Source organism: Marivirga atlantica, assembly GCF_016734805.1.
GTDB lineage: Bacteria > Bacteroidota > Bacteroidia > Cytophagales > Cyclobacteriaceae > Marivirga > Marivirga atlantica.
In genome coordinates, this window is sequence record NZ_JAERQG010000001.1 from 1,271,698 (window position 1) to 1,293,989 (window position 22,292).

Consider the following 22,292-nt stretch of genomic DNA (forward strand, 5'->3'; position numbering starts at 1 on the left):
GTTTTAGTTTTTTTAAAGATAGTAAAAGAAGCTAGAAGATGTGGTGATTTAACTTGTTGTGTATATTAAATAATCTAATGAAGATTTGAACTAATTTACTTATTTATTCTTTTTACTCTCAATATACTCATCCATTCGATCTAACAAACGCCACCATTCGGTACCATCTTCACGATAGACTCTGATGGCTCCTGCACGAACCAGTATTTTGCGCAATTCGTCATCCTCAAAACCTCCCATATGGTTTTGCAAGGTTTCAAAAGACCGATCGGTATAAGCTTTATGACTCAGAAAATGTTTGGCAGTACTTTCAGCCATAAACTCGGTTTTATTTTCTTCCTGATGAAGCTTGAGTTGTTGTTTAAACTGTTGTCTGTTAAGAAAGTAGGAGATAAGTCCTCCGAAGAGTGTGCCTGCTAGTGTAAAAAGTGCTGTTTCCAAATTATAAGTGTTTAGGTTCTTTATCTTGCATTTCTCTGGCTTTTGAAAGGGCAGAAGCAAACAAACCTGCTGGAACTGTTACCACACCAATCCCTATCAATAATACAAAGAAAGTGAAAATTCTTCCACCAACTGTGATTGGATAAACATCACCGTAGCCAACCGTGGTGAGTGTAACAATGGCCCACCATAAGCTGTGGAAGATAGATTGAAAAAGCGCTGGCTGGGCTTCATTCTCAAAATAATAAATACCCGAAGCAGAGATGAATAGCAGGACCCCAGTCATCACAGAGAATAATACTATTTCCTCTCTGATCACTCTGGTTGCAATATGAAATCTTTCAAGAGCTCTGTTGTAACGGATTAGTTTGAGTGATCTGAAAATCCTGAAAACTCTAAATGTTCTTAGTACTCTTAAATCTAAAGCGGTTCTAATGTAAAAAGGTAAAATAGCAAGAAGGTCAATAAGTCCGTAAAAGCTAAAAATGTATTTAAATGGTCTTTTGGCTACGAAAATTCTTAGAAAATATTCTGTAGAGAAAATAATAATACTTACTAATTCTATTAGGTCAAGGATTTTCTGCGTTTGACTATCCAAATTAGGCAATGTGTCAATCGAGAAACTTACAAGGGAGATTAGGATTAAAGCTTGAATACAATAATCAAATATTCTTCCTTTTCGAGTAGTGTTATCGGAAACTATTTCTCTTAGATAATCCCTTAATCTTTTCATTACCTATCAACCAAAATCTTTTTAACAGAAGTGCTTTTACCGGTACTAAGCTGAACAAAGTACAGACCTTCGGCTAAATTCTTAATGCTGATACTTTGTTGGCCAGAGATTAATGTTCCCTGAAGCTTAAGTTTTCCCTGCATGTCAAGAATCATGTATTTCAATGAAGAGATTTCACCTTCGAATATAACTTGTATATAGTCTTTGGCAGGGTTAGGATAAAGCTGAATCTGGCTCTCAAGTTTGTTGCTGTTACTTAATACAGTGCCATTTTGATCGTAAATATCCAGCACTATATTTTCACCTTCCTGAATTCTATAGCTTCTTAAATAATCGGAATTGGAAAATTCAGAACGGTCGTTGTCAGTATTGTTGATACGGTATTTGTAGCTAACCGATTTACCAATTTGGATATTCTCAAGTGTCAACTCATAAATACCATCTTTATCTGAATCTGATAATACTCCCATACTATTCCCCATATCATTTTCTGTTGAAACTAAATCAACTGTTTCAGTAGCCCGATCGAATTCACCATTGTTGATTAAATGGTTCATATCTACCATTAATTTTAAGTTGGAAGTAAGTGCATCAGCTGATAAAACCTTGAAAATATAAGTCTTTTGAGGGCTTAAATTTTCTAGAGAAATGGAAAGACGCTCATCTGACGCCACAGTTAAAGGTATTGCCCTCCCAGATTTTAAATCAAGGAGCGTATAAGTACCGGAATTAATATTGGTAAGGCTGGCACTTAATTGAACTGATTCAATAATCTCTGAACTTAAGTTGTGCACTACTATGATATGTTCATCCTCGAATTGTCTTAAATAGGCGGAAACTTGCTCAGTAGAAGCGTCAATGGCCTTATAATTACCTTTTTGCAATGCAGGCTGGTTATTTCTGATAGCAATTAATTGGTGGTATTCACTCCATAAAGAAGCGGTATCTAATTGTTGGTTTTCCACATTCTTTGAGCTAAAATCATTAAAAGGTGCTCTCCAAGGATTACCAGTAGTAAAACCTGCTGCATTTTTATTGTTCCATTGCATAGGTCTTCTGATGTCTTCATCAGGCTTGGTGCCGCGCATACCAATTTCTTCTCCATAATAAAGATAAGGAACGCCAGGAATGGTCAGTAAAAAATTGGCAGCAAGTTTTGCTCTATCCTCATCGTTACCTAGAACATCCATTATTCTGTTAATGTCATGGTTGGTTAAGAAAGTGCCAAATTGCAGGTAAGGATAGCTACCCATTACATTTTGTATTTGGGTTTTAAAGAGCGATCCATTTTCATTCATTACTGCATTGATGATGGCGTTTGACAAATCAAATTCAAAAACATAATCCAACCCACCATCAACTACATATTTTCTAGCTTTATCAGTGGAGGTCCATGCTTCACCAACTGCAAAGGCATCTTCATTTATGCTTTTATAATGATTTCTGAAATCTTTCCAGAATTCGAAGGTTTCGGGTAAATCTTCCAGGCCTGCTTCACTTTCATAGATGTATTTTACCGCATCTAACCGAAAGCCATCGGTTTGCATGTCTTCCAGCCAAAAGGTAGAGATGTCAAACATTTCATCTTTCAACGATGCACTGTTGTAATTCAAATCAGGCATTCCTCCCCAGAAGATGCCATAGTAATAATCTCCATTTGAGTTATGCCAAACTTGTTGTCCCCAAGGCCCTAATCCGCCAGGGTTGCTGTCTGACCAAACGTACCAATCTCTTTTTTCATCAGCAGGATTCTTGGAATCGATAAACCAGGGATGCTCACTTGAGCTATGGTTCATCACATAATCTATTATTACCTTGATGCCACGCTTATGTGCTTCGGCAATGAATTCTTTGAAATCCTCATTAGTGCCATAATCAGGCTCAACTTTTCTGTAATCTGTTACATCATAGCCATGGTAGCTGGGCGATTCCTGTATAGGCATAAGCCAGATGCCTGTAATGCCTAAATCATTATGTGTAGCTGGGTTGCCATCATTGAGGTAATCCAATTTTTTAATCAATCCTTGAAAATCGCCTTTTCCATCTCCATCATTATCATAAAAACTGCGGACAAATATTTCGTAAAAGACAGACTCATTCCACCAATAAGTTTCTGTATTGCCTATGGTGATAAAGTTGGTAAAGGTCTTGCTCAAGCTTTCATTTTCTGCATTTGTTATGGTGAGTGTAACATTGTATTGTCCTTCGGAGGCATAAGTTACCACTGGGTCTTGGTCTGTGCTGCTACTTGGGTTAGCTCCTTCAAAAGTCCATTCCCAACTTACAGGGTTTCCGTTTGAATTATCAGAAAATTGAATGACTTCTCCAGGTACCCCAAAATAAGTGGAAGCTGAGATATCTACGGCTAAGATGTTATCAGGTACCTCATCATTGTACCAAAATGCTATGATGTCATCTGCTGATACGGTATGGCTTCTGTTTGGGCCACCTCCTGCAAACTCCTCACGACCGCCCCATTCACCATTAATGCGTGCTTTGAATTCTATATTGCTACCGATTGAAAGGCTGGTATTTGCAGTGTAAATGCCATCTTCATCCTCGTCAGAAAGCATCAATCCATTAGGATCGCCCCAGGCATTAAATGAACCTGCTATATCTACAAACTCTGTAGCGGCACTGAATTTATCCTGATTGATTTGCTCATTCATATTCACCTCAAAACGAACAGAGGTAGTTTGAGCAATGGACTGAAATGAAATAAGTGTAAGGTATATAAAAGCTAAAATCCGCATGTTTTGATTATTGTGACTATCAAAAATACGGATTTTAGAAGTGATTAGCTAGAGCTTGTTGATACTCATTATTGCTTAATTAGCTTAGTAAATTTAGTTTCTCCATTCATCTCCAAAACCAACATATAGATGCCAGCTTCTAAATCTATTAAACTCTTGAATGAGCTATTTGCTTTAATAATTGATCGAACCACTTTTCCTTCAGAGTTGTATAGAAATGCCTTTTGAAATTCTCCATCAATGGTTATCTCATTGTTAAAAGGATTTGGATAGACCTCATAAGTATTTTGAGATATTTCTTTCGAAGCAGTAATTACTTCAGATGAACTATAAAGACTTAAGCTTTTGTATACAGCGCTTGAATTTTCAGAGGTAAATTGATTTTTATAATAAACTTTTAATTGATAAACTTTATTGATATCAATAGAGCTAAGCTCTAATGTTTTAGATAAATTAATTTGAGAGTTTTTATCAATATTTAATACCCGCTCGAATAATTCTTCTCCTATTTTTACATCATTTTCTATTAGCTCAAAATAGAAAGTTGTATTCAGAGAGTCTAATGGGTCATTATTATTTCCTGTCAATTCTAATAATATGTTAACGGAATTTGCTTCAACGCTTATGCTGTCAGGTACTAATAGGTTTGAGACACTAAAAGTCGGATCTTTTACGCGGAAGTCAGTTACAATGCTTTTATTTAATTCTTGAATCGGGTGCTCTAGTTCAATAAATAGTTGATAAGATGCAGGTTCTAATGAATCTAACAAAACAAATTGTTTGTTGTATGAAGCTTCTGCTCCAATCTCAAGATCAAGATTTAATGATTCTTTATTAGTTTGTAGCGTATCGCCTTCTTGGATTAAATGGAAATTAAGATTCACATCTAAATTGGAAACAGCGTCATCTTTGTTCCCGCTTAGCTTGAAATTGTAGAAAAGAGAATCGCTGATAATTGTTGGTTCAACTGACATTTCAATATTGTTCAAAGTAACTGCTTCGTTTTTAACTCTAAACAAGACTTCTTCTTTCCTATTCAACGCTTTATTCGGGTGCTTTAGCTCAAGTATTAATTGATAATCACCAACTTGCAATTCTTCATCGAGTAGAATTTCTTCATTAAATAATAATTCTTCTCCTCTAGGGATGTTTAAAACTGTTTCCCTTGTTGCACTTTGAACAGTGTCGCTATTATTAATTATGTAATATTTGAATTGAGCATTCATATTAGCTATAGAATCCTCATTATTTGCTGCAACCCTAAATATTGTGTTAATCTTTTGATCATATGCCAAAGGTTGATTGGTAAATTCAAAATCCTTGATTATCACTTCTTCATTAATTACTCTAAATTGAACATCCTTAATTTTATTAAGAGCACTATTAGGATGTTTGAGCAACACTCTTAAAGTATAATCGCCTGCGATTAAATTTCCGGTAAAAGATATTTTCCTGTCTATAGCTAGACTATCAAATTGAGCTAAGTTTAATCTTAAATCTTCCCAATCAGACTTAATTGTGTCATTATCTTGAAGAATAAAATAACTGAGATTTATATCGAGATTATTTATAGAGTCTCTTCCGGGTTTGTAAACTGTGAAACTGTAAAATAGCGAATCAAGTGAGGAAGAAGGTTTTTTGTTTATAGATAGATGCTTAAGGGATAGCTCCTCATCCTTTATTTTAAAATCAAGAAATTTCATCTGATCTGTAAAGTGCCCTTTTCCAACTGGGTAAAAATTAGTTATCAATTTATAATTCCCATAAGGTAAAGGTGTTTCAAGGTTAATAGTGTCTATTAAGTTTAATGATTCATGTGCATCAATATCTAGTCTTTTATTAAAGTTACGAGAAGTAACTGTATCATTACTTTCATCTAAAATATAATACTCATATTCGATTGGTATATTAGTTAGGTGGCTGCTTGATCCATGTATATCAAGATTAATCTTGAGATTATTAGCTTCTTGATTAGGCAAAGTAAGCAATCCTAAATTGTTTAAAATGACATGGCTATCAAGTATTGTTTTTTGGTATGTGAAATGTCCGGTAAATCCTCCTGTATATTTATTTCTATAACTTAGAGTAATATCATAACTACCCGGGCTTAATAGGTCTTCTGGTATCAACGACTTGGAAAACGCTGAAAAGGAATTGTAATTAATTATTTCGTCAAAAATAAAAGTTGCTGTGTCACCATTGGATTGGTTAACAAACTCTATTTTAAAGGATACTGGCAACATATTGTTTTCATCGAATGAATCTTTGGAGACGCTAGCAGCAATAGATATATGCTGTTCCGTTCTACCATTGTATTGCACAGTATCATCATAACTTGTTGCGAATCTAATGTCATAGTCAAATTTTCTAACTGAATCGGCATAGCTTTCATAAAGTTTGGCAACATAAAGGTCGTTTATGCTGTCAATGGTAAACATGGAGCTTCTATGCGATTTTAGAATATTTCCATCGTCAAAATACATAAGGTATTCTCCTGCTTCTAAATCTTCTAAATGAAGAGTTTGAGTTGTGGGAGTGTAATATTGAAGTGGGATAGAATCTTCAGCTGATAACAGCATGATTAAAGTAGAGGCTGAATCAAGCTCAGTGTCACTAAAGTCCATCACTAATTCTTTAGTACCTTTAAACTGTTTATTAGTTATTTCTGCAACTCTAATTTGTTTTGTAACATCCTCAGTTAGGTTGAGTCCGTAAGGATATTCTATACTGCCTGAATGGTAAGTTGGTAATGCATTCGGGTAAAGTACAGTATCAGGATAGACTTTAAGTATATAATTTTTACTGGTAGAATTAAAAAGTACTTTCCCAGTTGAATCTAGTGATGCAATGTCATAGAGCGTATCCACTCCTTCGATATTATACATTTTTACAATCCCGGAAACTATTGGATTCCCAGACTGATTTTTTACAATTACCTCAATGTCATATGTAGTGGGTAATACTTTGAATGAGTTGGCTTTGGCTTGTTTAACAGAATCTTGAAATTGTGTAAAGTAATATATTTCTACTTCATAATTTCCAGTATCTAGCTCGGCAGAAAGGTCAAGGCTCTTGTTAAGTCTTAAAGTGTCATTTTGTGCAATGGAAATAGTTTCTGAGAAATTTATGGAATCAATCTGTTTATTGTTGCTTGTGATAAGTGCATAGAACTCAGTAAATAAAGTGTCAATGTTATTGCTTTTATAGTAATTTGTAATTTCCAGATTAATAGGTAGCTCTAAATGGTGAGCTTCAATATCTGCCGAAGTGACGTTTAGTGTTTCTATTTCCAGTTTTAAATTCTCTACACTTGCCTGTCCACTTTGATTTATTACCAATTTAGCTACATCATCAGTCTCTTCCAAAAGCACCTCAGCCTCCATATCATTCGTTTCCAGAATTTCACCATCATCAAAAAATACTTCATAATCTCCTTCTTCAACATTGTAAAAAGCAAACTGTCCTAAAGGAGTTGTATAAGTAACGGATACTATCTCGCTATCTTTTATAAGGTAAACAGGGGTTTCACTAAAAATTGTAGAGTCAGGGGTTGCATTGGTTTTAAAAGACACTCCTTCTGTTACCATGCCAGCTGATAAATTTCCTTCTATGGTTTTTGACCCATTCATTTGATTTGGATCCACATAAATAGGTTCTATTACTACGGTTGTATCATTATTAACCTGCGTGAAGCTCGATTCGGTTAACTTAAAAGTATTCCCAGAGACAGTTCTTATATAATTTGGGAAGGCCGTTTTGTTTGGTACAACATAGAACATAAAGTTTCCATCAGCCCTTATGAAACTAGCATTTCCAGTGCCATTTACCTCTGCTAATGATTGACTTTTTATATAAGTAATGCTTCCGTCAGTTTCCTTTTCATAGAAATATACAGTTCCCTCATTAATGATATCACCATTTTGCCCAACTACGTCTACATCGATGGTATTGTCTGAACTGAATATTTCTATTTGACTGCTAAAAGGACCAGCACTACCATCTTCATAATCCAGATTTATTTCAACAGTTACATCATAAATACCCGCTCGAAGACTTGGCCTGTTGGGTAATTCTAAATCTAAAGTTTCGTTACTGTAATTATTTAATCTTATTCTTTCATTCTTTTGGAATACTTCTAAAACTTGTTTGTCCTCTGATAATAGCTGAATATCTAATGTTGCATATTCTGATATGTAGGTGTTATTTGGATTCTCCAAATCAATTGAAATTGGTATTTTAGCTGATTCTGTTTCTACACTATCAGTTAAATAAACATCCGAGATATTAAAATTGTAGTTGAAAACAGGTTTGCTTCCAATATAGATTTCTGTTGGCGAGATAATGGGGTATTTTGGGTCATCATTTGAAATAGTGATATAGCTTCCATTGATTTGCCAATCATCGATCATTATAAATTCTAAAGAACTTTCGCCTCCTCTTATACTCTGAAAACCCATTTGACTCGGAATAGAGCCGTAGCCATATGTGTCTGAAATATCATACTTATAGTTGGAAACCTCAGAATTGCCTAAATTATCAATTTGAAATGCTATATGAACACCTGTAGAATTCCAATCTACAATTGCAGAATATGGTTCAATACTCAGGACAGCATCTGATGTATTCAATTGAACAGATCCTCCATGGAAGATATTATTATCTTCATTAATTTCATCAATGCGGTTATTTTTATCAAACTCTAAAAACACATAATATTCACCCTCTGGTTGGTTAAATGGAATTTCAAAATCATTCAAAATATTTCCCGTTGTACTATTTTGATAATCAAATCTTAAATATTCTAAACCATCCAATCCAAGATCATTCTGATCAAAAGTATTATCCTCTGACAAATAAGCTTTTACGTAAGCTCCTCTTATATTTGATCCAGGATTAGTGGCATCAACACTAAAAGAAAGCATACCCCCCTGTACCAGATTGGATTGCGGGTTTAAATTGATGTTACTTAAAATTACATCCGCAGTTGAAGCAATAACTTCTATAGTTCCTGCCTGAAAACTGTTGTTTGAATGGTCCACATCTGAAAAATTGTAGGAGTTTGGATCAACGATGGCATTTACATAATAAGTACCTACCTCTTCTCCAATGCTGTTTAAATTTTCAGAACCTCCAATTTCAAAAGTCTTTGAGAAGCTTTCATCAGCAGAAAGTGCTGGAATTGTATAAGAGTCAACATAATGGGTATACTCTGTTGCATTACCTCCTAAATATACCTTTAGAGTTGCTGAATTGGAAGTAACTACTCCAATGTTCTTTACAGTAATGCTATAAGTAAAAGCCGAGTGCCTATGGTAGCTTTCTTCTATGGTCATGGAGGTAATGGTTAAATCCTGACCAAAAGAATTTAAGGAAGTAAACAGTATGAAACTAAATAGTAATATTACTTTTCTCATAGAATTTTGCATAAATCAAGTTGCAAAAGTAATGAGAATCAAGCTTTTAGAATATATAAAAACTAAGTTTTTTAGTACATGAGACTAACTTATCGATGAACAGTATGTCTTTTATGCTGAATGAGTTGTTAAATCTGTAAATAGCATGTTTACAACTCATCCACCTTATCCAAATAAGTTTCTGCTTGCTTCAATATTTTTTGCTGCTCTTCTTTGCCTTTCTTTTCCCAGGTGCGGTACATCATGGATATGCGCTGGTTACCCTTGAGTTTATCCTCATGCACATGGTAGAAATTCCAATAAAGTGAGTTGAAAGGACAGGCTTTATCACCATATTTCTTGGTTTTGCTATAATGGCAATTACTGCAATAATTACTCATTTTATTCATATAATTGGCACTTGCTACATAAGGTTTTGTACCAATAATGCCTCCATCAGCAAACTGGCTCATACCTCTTGTGTTGGTTATTTCTACCCACTCAATGGCATCGATGTAAATTCCCAAATACCATTCATCCACTACGGCAGGATCGGTTAAGTTGAGTAAGGCAAAATTACCGGTAACCATCAGTCGCTGAATGTGGTGTGCGTAAGCATCGCATAATGATTGTTTGATGGATTTCTCTAAGCACTTCATTTTGGTGTCACCCGTCCAATACCATTCTGGAAGTTTTCTTTTGTGGTCGAAAAAATTCTTTTCAGCGTAATCAGGCATTTTAGCCCAATAGATACCGCGCATAAATTCGCGCCAGCCAATAATTTGCCTGATATAACCTTCCACCTGCGCAATTGAAATGTTGTCCTGATCTTCGTGCCAATATTTAAGCACATAATCCACCATTTCTGTCGGACTGATCAATTTAGTATTGAGTGCAAAGGAAATTCTGGAATGGAAAAGAAACTTCTCCTCAGTATGCATGGCATCCTGAAAACGACCAAAATGGGGGAGTAGCTCTTTACAGAAGTATCGGGCAAATTGCTGCGCCTGTTGCCGATCAATGGGCCAATGAAAATTTTCAGCATCTATAGAACCAATGGTTTTGATGCCGGCTTTTTCAATTGATGAGACTATGTCGGATACATCAGTTTTATAAGAATATGCTTTGGGAATAGGTACTTCACCTTTGTACTTTTTGCGATTTTCTTCATCGTAGTTCCACTTACCACCTTCCGGCTCATCACCTTCCATCATGATGTCATGCTTTTTGCGCATCATGCGGTAGAAGTTTTCCATCAGATATTGCTTCTTGCCTTTAAAGAATTCGGCAACATCATTTCTTTGCGTGAGAAAATGCTCTGTATCAAAAGCCTCCGTTTCAATATTTAATTCGTTACGTAAATCTTTTAGCTGTTGATCAAGTCTGTATTCATCTGGTAACTGATATTCGAGCTTATCAAATTCGTTTTCTTTTAGGTAGGCTTTGATGTTCTTGCTTAAATCCTGCTGATTTTGTTCACTATCAATTTTATAATAAACTATTTGATGACCTTCTTCTCTTAGCCAATCTTTGAATGCGCGCATGGCGGCAAAAAAGCCAGCCACTTTTTGGATGTGATGGGTGACGTAGTCTGTTTCCTGCAGCATTTCCATCATTAAATAAGTGACTTGACTATTCTTTTCTTTAAACCAGCTATGTTGCTGATTGAGCTGATCGCCCAGTATTAATCGAAGGGTTTTAGGCATACAAATGATTTTGGAAAATAACTGAATGCCGGTTTGATTGTTATTTTAATGAAAACCAAACATAAGCGCACCCTTAACAATTTCTTTTTATGAACGTGCGTATATTTATTATAACTTTATAGAAACATCAAAACCACAGCAATGAAGAAACTTTTGATCATTCTCGGAAGCATTATTGGCTTACTTTTTCTAACCGTAATATTAGTTCCTTTTCTTTTCAAGGATAAAATTTTTGAAACCGTTCAGAAGGAGATCGACAAATCTGTCAATGCCAATATCAATCTTGATCCCTCCAATTTTAGTTTGTCACTTTTATCCAACTTCCCGAATATCACTGTAGGGATTGAAGATTTTTCCATTACTAATAAAGCTCCTTTTGAAGGAGATACCCTTTTTGCAGCCCAGCAATTTTCTATTGAATTAGATTTATTGTCAGTTATTTCAGATGACCCGATCAATATCAATGGTATCAGTCTTAATAAACCAGTCATCAATATATTGGTGTTAGAGGATGGCACTGCTAATTATGACATAACAGTGCCTTCTGATGAAACAGCCGAAGAAACAACCGATAGCAGTTCGGAACCTATTCAGATTGGGGTAGATCATTGGGAGATCATTGATGGTACTATTGGCTACTTTGATCAGGCTGGGCAGATTGCGCTTTCATTAAAGGGGGTTGACCACAGTGGAAGCGGAGATTTTACCCTTTCAGTTTTTGATATGAATACTTCCACTTCTGTGAAGAGTTTCAATTTCGCCTATGAGGATGTGGTATATGTGTCCAACAAAACTTTAGAAGCTGATATGCTTTTGGGGATGGATCTAGACAATATGAAATTCACTTTCAAGGATGCAAAAGCTAAGGTCAATCAATTGGGCTTAGGTTTCGATGGATTCTTTGCCATGCCAACTGATGATTATGAAATGGACATCAACTTCAAAGCTGATAATAATAGCTTTAAAAGTGTGCTTTCATTAGTGCCTGGTATGTATGCCGAAGGCTTTGATGATTTGGAAACCAACGGCACTTTTGATTTATCAGGTTACGTAAAAGGCGTTTATAATGAAACGCAAATGCCAGGTTTTAAAGTAGCCTTAAATGTTAAGGATGCTTATGTGAAATCGGCTGAAGTACCAGTTCCGATAGAGAAAATTGCGCTGGACATGGTGGCAGAATCAAAAAGTGGTGACATGAAAGAAGGTACTTTGGTTGTTAACAACTTTGGGTTGAATATTGATAAAGATAGGTTTACAGCCAAAGCAAAAGTCAATAATTTTGATTCACCAAGCTGGGATTTAACAGCCAATGGCAAACTAAATTTAGACATCATCTCTAAAATTCAGCCAACTACAGACTTTACTGTTGGCGGAGTGATCATTGCTAATTTGAATTCTGCCGGTAATTATGCAGCTGTAGAAGCAGAAGCTTACGATCAACTTAAAACTTCCGGTACTTTACAATTACAAAACTTCACCTATGTAAGCGCAGAATATCCTGAAGTGAAAATATCCAAAGCATCCATGAGCTTTGATCCTAAAAACATTGCCCTTAGTGATATGCAAGGAAATTTCGGTAAAACAGATTTTACCGTTTCAGGCCAACTGAGCAACTATTTGGCTTATGCACTTGATGAAAATGCTCTTTTAGTGGGTAATATGAGCTTGAATGCTAATATGCTCGATGTAAACGAGATGATGGGAGAATCAGAAGAGAGCACAGAAGAGTCAACTGACACTACTGCAATGGAATTAGTAGTGGTTCCGAAAGACATTGACTTTACTTTTAAGGCCAACATAAACACCATCGTTTATGATAATTTTAATTTAAAAAATGCTGTTGGGGTGTTAAAAATCCAAAATGGCATACTCACCATGGATCCTTTGAGTTTCCAAACCTTAGGTGGAAGCATTAAAATGGTTGGTAACTATAACACTGAAAACGAGCTTGATCCTAAATTCAATTTCGATCTTGATATTTCTGAATTGAGTATTCCTGAAACTTTCAAGAATGTGGTGACGGTGCAAAAATTTATTCCTGTGGCTGAGAAAATGACAGGTAAATTCAGCACTAATTTTAACTTGAACGGTGCCATGACACAGGAAATGATGCCTGATTTTGAGACCTTAAATGGTGCAGGTTTGATTAAACTGGCTCAAGCAGCTGTGAAAGATTCCAAAGTGATTAGTGGAATAACTAGTCTTTCGAAGCTTGATAAAACCAATACCATTGAGTTGAATGATGTGAAATTAAAAGCACAAATTAAAGATGGCAGGTTTAGTGTAGAGCCTTTCGATATTAAGTATGATAAGTATAAAGCTACTATTGACGGCTACACCACTTTTACCGGTAAAATAGGTTACAATTTTATGCTTAATGTGCCTACAGGTAGTTTAGGTACAGCTGCAAATCAGGCTATATCAAATCTGCTTGGGTCTAAAACCAGCGTAGTAGGTAATTCTGTCAATATGAATTTCAACATTGGTGGTACTTATGATAATCCTCAAGTGAAGCTAGGTAAAACCACAACTGAGGGAGGGCAATCTGTTTCGGGTAGTGTAAAGTCAGCTGTGAATGATAAAATTGATGAGGAAAAAGAGAAGCTAAAAGCAGAGGCAGAGGAGACAATCCAGCAAGCTAAAGACAGCGCAAAAAATGAGGCTGAACGCTTGAAGAAAAAAGCCGAAGAAGAAGCTAAAAAGAAAGCTGAAGAGGAAGCCAAAAAACTGAAAGATAAAGCAAAAAGCAAATTGAAAGATATCTTTGGTGGAGGAGGAATTCAATAATTATCAATTATCAATGGACAATGATCAATTGCCTTTGACTTGCAAATTATTGAATTATACTTTTTTAGTTAAGAGGTACGGGTAAAAGGTTACGAGCTTCAAGATAATTGTTGAAGCTCGTAACCCGCAGCTCGAAACTTGAAGCTCATTACTGCTTATATCCCACTCCCAAAAGCAGAAATCCTAGTTATCCTAAACACTATTTTATACCTTTGGTTGCTTTTATAAAATAACAGATAAAATTAGATAGATATGCCAAAAGGAATTTACCATGTACCCTTTGCGGAAAACGAACCGGTAAACAGCTATGCACCGGGAACACCAGAGCGTGAAAAGCTACAAGCGGCTTTGAAAGAAGCACGTTCTAAGAAGGTTGATGTTCCTATGTACATTGGTGCGGACGAGGTTAGAACTGATAATACAAAGCCATTAAGTCCGCCACATGATCATCAACATATTCTAGGTCATTTTCACGAAGGAGATGCCAGTCATGTGAAGCAGGCTATTGATGCTGCTCTTGCTGCAAAAGAAGAATGGGCTAACCTCCCTTGGGAGCACAGAGCTTCAATATTCTTAAAAGCCGCAGATTTGATTTCTGGTCCTTACAGAGATAAAATTAACGCAGCTACCATGTTGGCTCAGTCGAAAAATGCTTATCAGGCAGAAATTGATTCAGCGTGTGAGTTAGCAGATTTCTTGAGGTTCAACGTGCAGTACATGACCGAAATTTACAATGAGCAGCCGGAATCTTCTCCAGGCATGTGGAACAGATTGGAATACAGACCGCTTGAAGGTTTCGTATTTGCACTTACACCATTCAACTTTACGGCCATTGCAGGTAATTTACCTTCAAGTGCTGCCCTAATGGGAAATGTTACAGTATGGAAGCCTGCTTATAGCCAGATTTACTCGGCTAAGGTGGTGATGGAAGTATTTAAAGATGCTGGTGTGCCTGATGGTGTAATCAACCTAATCTATGTTGATGGACCAACAACAGGTGATGTAATCTTCAAGCATCCTGAATTTGCAGGAATTCACTTTACAGGAAGTACTGGTGTATTCAAACACATTTGGAAAACTATTGGTGAGAATATTGATACTTATAAATCTTATCCTAGAATTGTAGGTGAAACAGGTGGTAAAGATTTCATTCTTGCGCACCCTACGGCTAAAGCTAAAGAAGTAGCAACTGCCATTACAAGAGGTGCTTTCGAATTCCAGGGACAGAAATGTTCAGCTGCTTCAAGAGTTTACATTCCATCAAATCTTTGGGATGACGTGAAGAAGTATTTATTGGAAGACATTAAGGACATCAAAATGGGTGGCCCTGAAGATTTCGAGAACTTCTTCAATGCCGTGATTGATAAAAAGGCTTTTGATAAAATTAGAGGTTACATCAACGCAGCTAAAGAGAGTGATGTGGCTGAAATTATTGCAGGTGGCGAATGTGACGATTCAAAAGGATATTTCATTCAACCAACTGTCATACAAGCTAAAGATCCTCAGTACACCACAATGAAAGAAGAAATCTTTGGCCCTGTAGTGACTATCTATGTGTATCAGGAAGATAACTTTGATGAGACCATCACTTTAGTGAATGAAACATCTCCTTATGCCTTAACAGGAGCCATCTTCAGCCAAGACAGATATGCCATTGAAGAGGCTACAAAAAGGCTTTCAAATGCTGCCGGTAACTTCTACATCAACGATAAGCCGACAGGTGCTGTTGTAGGTCAGCAGCCATTTGGTGGAGCAAGAGCTTCAGGAACAAATGATAAAGCAGGTTCTAAATTGAACTTGTTAAGATGGGTTCAGGCAAGAACTATCAAAGAAACATTTGTACCAGCAACTGATTACAAATATCCTTTCATGGGAAAAGAATAGATTAACTCAAATTGAGTATTTGAAGCCTCCTGATAGCTATTGGGAGGCTTTTTTTGTGGTCAGCTACCTGACCAATAGAATAAAAACCTTCAATTAATTGTATTTGCTCAAATGATATTCAACATCTTTATACCAAAATTTATATTATGAGAATATTTACTTCCTTCTTTCTTACTTCAATAATTATATTTTCTTGCTCAACAAAGCAAGAAAATCAGTCAGCTGAATCAGTACAAGAAATTAAAATGGAGTCAAAGACTGAATATCCACAGTCATTAAATGACTTAACGAAAGCTCATAATATGGAAGCTTTTAACAATAAGGAAGTGATTGCCTTCGATATTGAATTATATTTCAGAGGTAACTTAAGATTGGATGGTACTATTTACTCAAGAACCAATTCAACTAAGGTATTGGTTGAAAAGAAGGATGGTGTGAAATTATTTTTCGATGGGAGTGAAGTGTATATAAGTCCTGATAGTGCTGATACCAAAGGCGTACGCTTTGATGCGCTTACCTGGCAATATTTTGCTTTAGCACCTTTCAAATTTAAAGATGAAGGCACTAATTGGGAGGAAAATGATTCGCTACCGTTAGATATTGGCAAACAAAAACAACCTACTTTGAAGTTGACTTTTGGAGAGGGCATAGGCGATGCACCAGACGATTGGTATATCGTCTTTCAATATGATGACAGCCATTTGCTAAAAGCTATGGCTTACATAGTTACTTTCGGAAACACTCCTCAGGAAAAAGCAGAGAAAAATCCGCATGCTATAGTTTACGATAGCTATACTGAAATTGATGGTGTTCAAATGGCTACAGAATGGAGTTTCCATAATTGGAGCTTTGAAACGGGCCTAGGTGAGCAGTTAGGAAAAGCCAGCATTAGTAATATCCGCTTTACTAAGGAAACTGAAGATTTGTTTGGGGTAGAAAATAAGAAGATGGTGCCTTTGCCTTAGATAATATTTAAATCAACGGGTTTGTTTTTATTATTAACTTCTTTTAAAGCTTGATTGTATAAAGTTAATCACAGAAGATCTACCTATTTACAGTTAAGGTAGTCTTTAAGGGATATTGTATATTTTTTTTCGTTCTAATTATTAGCCAAACTGTTTATTTAATATTGGATAAATTTTGTTTCTAAGCATAGTGTATACAATCTCCAATAGGTGTTTAGGATAATAGTTTAATCTTAAAAACCTTTATTCTCTCATTCATCTCAAATATTTATAACTTAACGTCAATTTATTTCTTTATTATTTTTGCAAATCTAACCTTTCCTTGTCGTGTAGCATTTATTAGATATATTCCGGCTGGAATATTTTCTCTTATGAAAATGGAGTTTCCTTCTGTATTAAATTCAATCTTTTGACCATCAATACTGTATATTTCTAGTTGGTCATAACTCTCTATTTCGGAGATGTAAAACCTATTGAAAAATGGATTGGGAAATACATCGATGGTTCTGGTTTCCGTAAAATTAGATAACTTGGCTTTGCTAGATTCTGAAGCAGATGTCCCTGTGCTTCTGTTTTCCGAAGTGCTTGCTAAGCAAGATGTTCTAATATAACAATATGAATCAAAGTTATTGAAATTATAATTGTTTGTTACCCTAACAGAAACACGGTACAGCCAATCATTTTTTATCCAATTAAACATTGAAAGATCAATTGAGGGTTTTAAGGAATATTCAATATGAGTAGAAATGATAGAATCTGTTGTTCCGTTATTTTTGATTCTTTCAAACTTAAATTCATAAGTAAAATCATTGTTCAATGAATTTGTTGAAATTATCCAGTCGTTAATTTTATTACCACAATCCTCATCAATTAATTTAAGTGATAAGTTTGAAGGTGTACTAATTGTACATAAAGTATTACCATAACCACCAAAAATGGGATGATTTACCGCCCGTACAAGTACTTGATAAGTGGTGTTTGGTACTATCCACTCTTTACTAGAAAGGTCTATAGTGGGAGAAGAGGATTCAACGAAATGAATTGTTTCATCAGCTGTGTTACGTATTCTAAACTTATAAGTATAATTACCATCAACAGGAAATGCGGATATTTTCATATCAGTACCATCAATCTGCTTATTACAATCCTCATCAATTAATTTAAGTGATAAGTTTGAAGGTGTACTAATTGTGCATAAAGTATTACCATAACCACCAAAAATGGGATGATTTACCGCCCGTACAAGTACTTGATAAGTGGTGTTTGGTACTATCCACTCTTTACTAGAAAGGTCTATAGTGGGAGAAGAGGATTCAACGAAATGAATTGTTTCATCAGCTGTATTACGTATTCTAAACTTATAAGTATAATTACCATCAACAGGAAATGCGGATATTTTCATATCAGTACCATCAATCTGCTTATTACAATCCTCATCAATTAATTTAAGTGATAAGTTTGAAGGTGTACTAATTGTACATAAAGTATTACCATAACTACCGAAAATGGGATGATTTACCGCCCGTACAAGTACTTGATAAGTGGTGTTTGGTACTATCCATTCTTTACTAGAAAGGTCTATAGTGGGAGAAGAGGATTCAACGAAATGAATTGTTTCATTAGCTGTATTACGTATTCTAAACTTATAAGTATAATTACCATCAACAGGAAATGCGGATATTTTCATATCAGTACCATCAATCTGTTTATTACAATCTTCTTCTTTTAAGCTTAAATGAGAACCTTCAATATTAATAGGGTTTAGATCGTGATCTGAAGCCCAAATGTCATCAATATAAAAAACTTTCTTTTCTGTAGATGTAGGAGCCTGTGAATTCCACCAATTTGGTTTATAAATACCTAGCTTCCAATATAAATTAAATAAGACTGGTTGGTTTCTTTCATTCATTTGGTAAAAAACTAATTCGTTGTCTTTCCAAATTTCTATCAGTCCATTATTATCAATTGAAAATTTGACTCTTATTTTCCAACTTACCCATTCATCTTTTATTACACTTGCAATTCGATATCTTTGGGTATTAGAAGTTTCTCCATGAGTTACCACATACCAATCATGACCAATAATTTGAATGTTTAATGGTGGTTTTGATGGTTTGCTCTTAGTATGAAATTGTCCAATGATATCGTGACTATTTTTACTTAGGTCACTTTCATTGAAAGAGTAGATAGGTTCTAATTCATAATCTGGATCTAATTTAATTCTGTAGTGAAACCAATGTTCTTTATTTGGATCATATTTTAAATCACATTCGTTTGTTACGGTAAATTCATTTCTATTCATGAAAGTTTGAAAATTTATTGGACTTTCAGTAGTGTTCTTATTATAGTTAAAAAATAGGGAGTCACTTATCCGGTTAAATTCAACTTTTATAGCAGTGTTGCCATCTGGTCCATTAAAAATTGAAGTGTTTTTGAATACTTCAAATGCCTCTTGTTGATTATTTTGGTTGAGATCCACCCAGCTTCCAGATTGGCTTGGTTGGTAATATGGGTTTTCAATAAGGTCGTTGTAATTGTCATACTCCTCTATATCATCATAAAAATATAGCTGGGCATTTAATTGATTAATAAATAAATGAATGGCTAAAATTAGTATTATTTTTTTCATGTTATTAGGTGAGTTAATTCTCAAACACAAACAATATAATCCTCAGCACATAAAGAATCTATTCTTAGGTGGCTACTTATCCACCAAAACATCTTCCTTGTCTTTTTTGAGCTTGTCAATAATTAAGCTGCTGGCGCCAATAATTGGGGCTGATTGGTTTTGTAGTTGAGAAGAGATCACTCTTACTTTTCCTTTAAATATGGGCATCAGGTGTTTCTCAAGATGCTTCTTGGTAGGTTCAAATATTAAATCACCAGCCTGAGAAAGTCCGCCAAAGATAAAAATGGCTTCAGGGTCAGTATGCACAACGGTGTCGGCAAGTTTGGTCCCTAAAATGCGGCCTGTATATTCAAAGGCTTGTTTGGCAATAATGTCACCTTTTAGTGCATATTTGGTGATCATCTCTGGGCTGAGTTCATCAAAGCTTACACTTCTCAATTCACTAGGTTCAGTGTAATCAGCAATGAGCTTATAAACAGTTCTTTTAATGCCTGTAGCTGATACATAAGTCTCTAAACAACCGCGTTTGCCACAACCACAAAAACGGCCATTGGTATAATTTACCGTAGTATGTCCAAGCTCACCACCAAAACCGTGTGCTCCATTGATTATTTGTCCGTTGGATACAACACCTGCACCCAGGCCAGTGCCTAAGGTGATTACAATGAAGTCTTTCATATCCTTGGCACCACCAAAAATCATTTCACCTACAGCGGCAGCATTGGCATCGTTAGTTACCACAACAGGAACGCTAAACTCATCTTCCAGACAATTGGCGAGTGGAAGTATGCCTTTCCAACGAAGATTTGGTGCATGTTCAATAGTACCTTTATGGTAGTTGGCATTTGGGGCTCCAACGCCAATACCAATCAAGTCATGTTCGTCAGCATTTAATCCTTTTCTTATTTCTTTGGCAACTGCGCCTATGAAATCCTCAAAAATAGCTTCGGTTTGAGTAGGTAAGCTTCCCTGGTATAATACCTTACCTTCCATATTAACGATACCGAATTTAGTACCTGTTCCTCCTATGTCTATGCCAATGCTTACCTTCATAATTCTTCTATTTTTGAGTTGCTATTTTCTCTGACAGAAACGCTTTTCTTAATTTTTATAATGCTTGTCTATTAGGTAGTCTACCAACAAATTGATAGGCTCTTCAATAAACTGGCCTTTATTCAACCCTTTTTCTTCTATTAACTCATTAACAATTTGTTCAAAGTGGTAGGGTACAGAACCAACAAAATTGATCTTGTAGTTTTCTACATTTTTATACTGCAGAATGTATATCTCAAAAAAATCTTTAATACTACTCTTTACCATGTCATGCACGAAAGGGTGCTCAATACGCTCCTTCAAAAACTGGCTGAAGCTTGAGAAGAATACATTCGCGTAAGGTTTGATGTAAACGCTTAATTGAATGTCCTGCTTAGATAGTTGAAACTCCTGCTCAAGCTCTCTATGTATTTCTGCTGGTAATTGTTTTTTAAGGTATTTGCTCAATAGCGTCTTTCCGAAGTGGCTTCTACTTCCTTCATCGCCTAGAATAAAATCTAGTCCGCTTACTTCCTGCCTCACAATATCACCATCAAAAAGGCAGGCATTAGAACCTGTGCCAATTAGAGCAGTAATTGAAGGTTCGCCTGTGTAGGTGGCAAAAGCTGCTGCTACTATATCCTCTTTCACATATAAGTGAGGCTTGTTGAATACCATAGAAAGCCCACGCTCAACCATGGCAGAAAAGTGTCTGCTTGAACAACCTGCACCAAAAAAATAAACTACCTCGATCTTATCCTTATGTTGAAGGATGTCGTCACCAAGGGTTTTTACGGTTTCAGAAATGGCTATGTCATCCATAAAAAATGGATTGATGCCATGTGTGCTTTTTCTTACGGTTGGCTTTTTGTCTTCAACTAATTGCCAATCGCATTTGGTAGAGCCGCTTGTTCCTATTAAGATCATATCAGATTGATAATATTTTTGCTATTCTAAGGTCGTCTTTATGAACGTATTTTGGTTGGGTCATGATTTCCTCAAATTTATTGTAAACCATTTTATTGTTCACAATACCAATCATTACGTCAGTTTTGCCTTCATCAAGGCTCTCAACTGCCGCTACCCCCATTTTGCTGGCCAATACCCTATCAAAATATGTAGGAGCACCACCACGCTGCAAATGACCTAATATAGTTACTTTTGTGTCAAAATAGGAGGATTTTTCCTTAACCTTTTGGGCTATTTCCATTGCAGAGCCAGATTTTCCTCCTTCAGCTACTATAACAAGACTTGAGCTCTTATTGTGTTTGCCACCCTCATTTAATTTTTTTACCAATTCGTCAATGGAAGTTTGCTCTTCAGGTATGATTACGGAAACAGCGCCTCCTGCAATGCCTGCATTGATGGCTATATAGCCCGAGTCTCTTCCCATTACTTCAATGAAAAATAGACGATTATGAGATAATGCAGTATCCCTGATTTTATCAATTGCTTCAACAGCGGTATTGGTTGCTGTATCGAAACCGATGGTATAATCGGTTCCCGGAATGTCATTGTCAATAGTACCGGGTAAGCATACATAAGGTATACCATGCTCCTTGTATAAATGATGCATACCAGTAAAGGAACCATCACCACCTATGCCTATTAAGCCATCGATATTATGCTTTTTTAATTGTTCATATGCTTTGGCTCTTCCTTCAGGGGTCTTAAACTCTGTTGAACGTGCCGATTTTAAAATGGTGCCGCCTCTTTGAAGAATGTTAGAAACAGAGCGTACATCCATGGGTACAAAATCGCCTTCAATCATTCCCTCATAGCCTCTGTAAATTCCTATGATTTCTTTGTCGTAATAAATTCCTGCCCTTACTACTGCTCTGATGGCAGCATTCATACCAGGAGCGTCTCCTCCTGACGTAAAAACGCCAATCCGCTTCATGTTTGTCATATTAAATTTTATCAGCCTGCCAAAGATAGTGTAATAGGTACACTTACCCAATAGTATTTT

12 protein-coding genes are annotated in these 22,292 nt (G+C 35.8%); 3 read left to right on the forward strand and 9 right to left on the reverse strand.

The window, feature by feature from the left end; genetic code table 11:
- Nucleotides 1–99: 99 nt before the first annotated feature.
- The 5 genes from JKP34_RS05775 to JKP34_RS05795 all read right to left on the reverse strand — a co-directional run bounded on the left by JKP34_RS05775 (nucleotide 100) and on the right by JKP34_RS05795 (nucleotide 11,026).
- Entirely contained in the window at nucleotides 100–441 is a 342-nt protein-coding gene (locus JKP34_RS05775; RefSeq protein WP_201918613.1) for a hypothetical protein, read from the reverse strand.
- A 1-nt stretch (nucleotide 442) separates the two neighbouring features.
- A complete protein-coding gene (locus JKP34_RS05780; RefSeq protein ID WP_201918615.1) occupies nucleotides 443–1,174 on the reverse strand; it encodes an ion transporter in 732 nt (243 codons plus the stop codon).
- Entirely contained in the window at nucleotides 1,174–3,927 is a 2,754-nt protein-coding gene (locus tag JKP34_RS05785; protein ID WP_201918617.1) for an alpha-amylase family glycosyl hydrolase, read from the reverse strand. Before JKP34_RS05785 ends, JKP34_RS05780 begins: the two co-directional genes overlap by 1 nt.
- Nucleotides 3,928–3,995: 68 nt before the next feature.
- A complete protein-coding gene (locus JKP34_RS05790; protein ID WP_201918619.1) occupies nucleotides 3,996–9,341 on the reverse strand; it encodes a CARDB domain-containing protein in 5,346 nt (1,781 codons plus the stop codon).
- 149 nt (nucleotides 9,342–9,490) lie between these two features.
- The gene (locus JKP34_RS05795) at nucleotides 9,491–11,026 is read right to left on the reverse strand and encodes a cryptochrome/photolyase family protein (protein ID WP_201918621.1); all 1,536 of its coding nucleotides are present in this window, start codon (nucleotides 11,024–11,026) and stop codon (nucleotides 9,491–9,493) included.
- Between the two features lie 141 nt (nucleotides 11,027–11,167).
- Here JKP34_RS05795 and JKP34_RS05800 point away from each other — a divergent pair, with 141 nt between their 5' ends.
- The 3 genes from JKP34_RS05800 to JKP34_RS05810 all read left to right on the forward strand — a co-directional run bounded on the left by JKP34_RS05800 (nucleotide 11,168) and on the right by JKP34_RS05810 (nucleotide 16,662).
- Entirely contained in the window at nucleotides 11,168–13,813 is a 2,646-nt protein-coding gene (locus JKP34_RS05800; RefSeq protein ID WP_201918623.1) for an AsmA family protein, read from the forward strand.
- Between the two features lie 252 nt (nucleotides 13,814–14,065).
- A complete protein-coding gene (gene pruA / locus JKP34_RS05805; RefSeq protein ID WP_201918625.1) occupies nucleotides 14,066–15,697 on the forward strand; it encodes an L-glutamate gamma-semialdehyde dehydrogenase in 1,632 nt (543 codons plus the stop codon).
- A 146-nt stretch (nucleotides 15,698–15,843) separates the two neighbouring features.
- Nucleotides 15,844–16,662, forward strand: coding sequence for a hypothetical protein (locus tag JKP34_RS05810; RefSeq protein WP_201918627.1), 819 nt, complete (start codon nucleotides 15,844–15,846; stop codon nucleotides 16,660–16,662).
- 286 nt (nucleotides 16,663–16,948) lie between these two features.
- Here JKP34_RS05810 and JKP34_RS05815 read toward each other — a convergent pair whose 3' ends face one another.
- The 4 genes from JKP34_RS05815 to pfkA form a co-directional block, all read right to left on the reverse strand.
- Nucleotides 16,949–19,291, reverse strand: coding sequence for a heparin lyase I family protein (locus tag JKP34_RS05815; protein ID WP_201918630.1), 2,343 nt, complete (start codon nucleotides 19,289–19,291; stop codon nucleotides 16,949–16,951).
- A gap of 72 nt (nucleotides 19,292–19,363) precedes the next feature.
- Nucleotides 19,364–20,344, reverse strand: coding sequence for an ROK family protein (locus tag JKP34_RS05820; RefSeq protein WP_201918632.1), 981 nt, complete (start codon nucleotides 20,342–20,344; stop codon nucleotides 19,364–19,366).
- A gap of 48 nt (nucleotides 20,345–20,392) precedes the next feature.
- A complete protein-coding gene (locus JKP34_RS05825; RefSeq protein WP_201918634.1) occupies nucleotides 20,393–21,250 on the reverse strand; it encodes a hypothetical protein in 858 nt (285 codons plus the stop codon).
- 1 nt (nucleotide 21,251) lies between these two features.
- A complete protein-coding gene (gene pfkA / locus JKP34_RS05830) occupies nucleotides 21,252–22,223 on the reverse strand; it encodes a 6-phosphofructokinase (RefSeq protein ID WP_201918636.1) in 972 nt (323 codons plus the stop codon).
- Between the last annotated feature and the right edge of the window lie 69 nt (nucleotides 22,224–22,292).

Excerpts from the sequence above, each read along its gene's own strand:
- JKP34_RS05810 (WP_201918627.1), top strand. The coding sequence starts at position 15,844 with ATGAGAATATTTACTTCCTTCTTTCTTACTTCAATAATTATATTTTCT.
- JKP34_RS05825 (WP_201918634.1), bottom strand. The coding sequence starts at position 21,250 with ATGATCTTAATAGGAACAAGCGGCTCTACCAAATGCGATTGGCAATTA.
- pfkA (WP_201918636.1), bottom strand. The coding sequence starts at position 22,223 with ATGAAGCGGATTGGCGTTTTTACGTCAGGAGGAGACGCTCCTGGTATG.
- JKP34_RS05815 (WP_201918630.1), bottom strand. The coding sequence starts at position 19,291 with ATGAAAAAAATAATACTAATTTTAGCCATTCATTTATTTATTAATCAA.
- pruA (WP_201918625.1), top strand. The coding sequence starts at position 14,066 with ATGCCAAAAGGAATTTACCATGTACCCTTTGCGGAAAACGAACCGGTA.
- JKP34_RS05800 (WP_201918623.1), top strand. The coding sequence starts at position 11,168 with ATGAAGAAACTTTTGATCATTCTCGGAAGCATTATTGGCTTACTTTTT.
- JKP34_RS05790 (WP_201918619.1), bottom strand. The coding sequence starts at position 9,341 with ATGAGAAAAGTAATATTACTATTTAGTTTCATACTGTTTACTTCCTTA.
- JKP34_RS05795 (WP_201918621.1), bottom strand. The coding sequence starts at position 11,026 with ATGCCTAAAACCCTTCGATTAATACTGGGCGATCAGCTCAATCAGCAA.
- JKP34_RS05780 (WP_201918615.1), bottom strand. The coding sequence starts at position 1,174 with ATGAAAAGATTAAGGGATTATCTAAGAGAAATAGTTTCCGATAACACT.
- JKP34_RS05820 (WP_201918632.1), bottom strand. The coding sequence starts at position 20,344 with ATGAAGGTAAGCATTGGCATAGACATAGGAGGAACAGGTACTAAATTC.
- JKP34_RS05785 (WP_201918617.1), bottom strand. The coding sequence starts at position 3,927 with ATGCGGATTTTAGCTTTTATATACCTTACACTTATTTCATTTCAGTCC.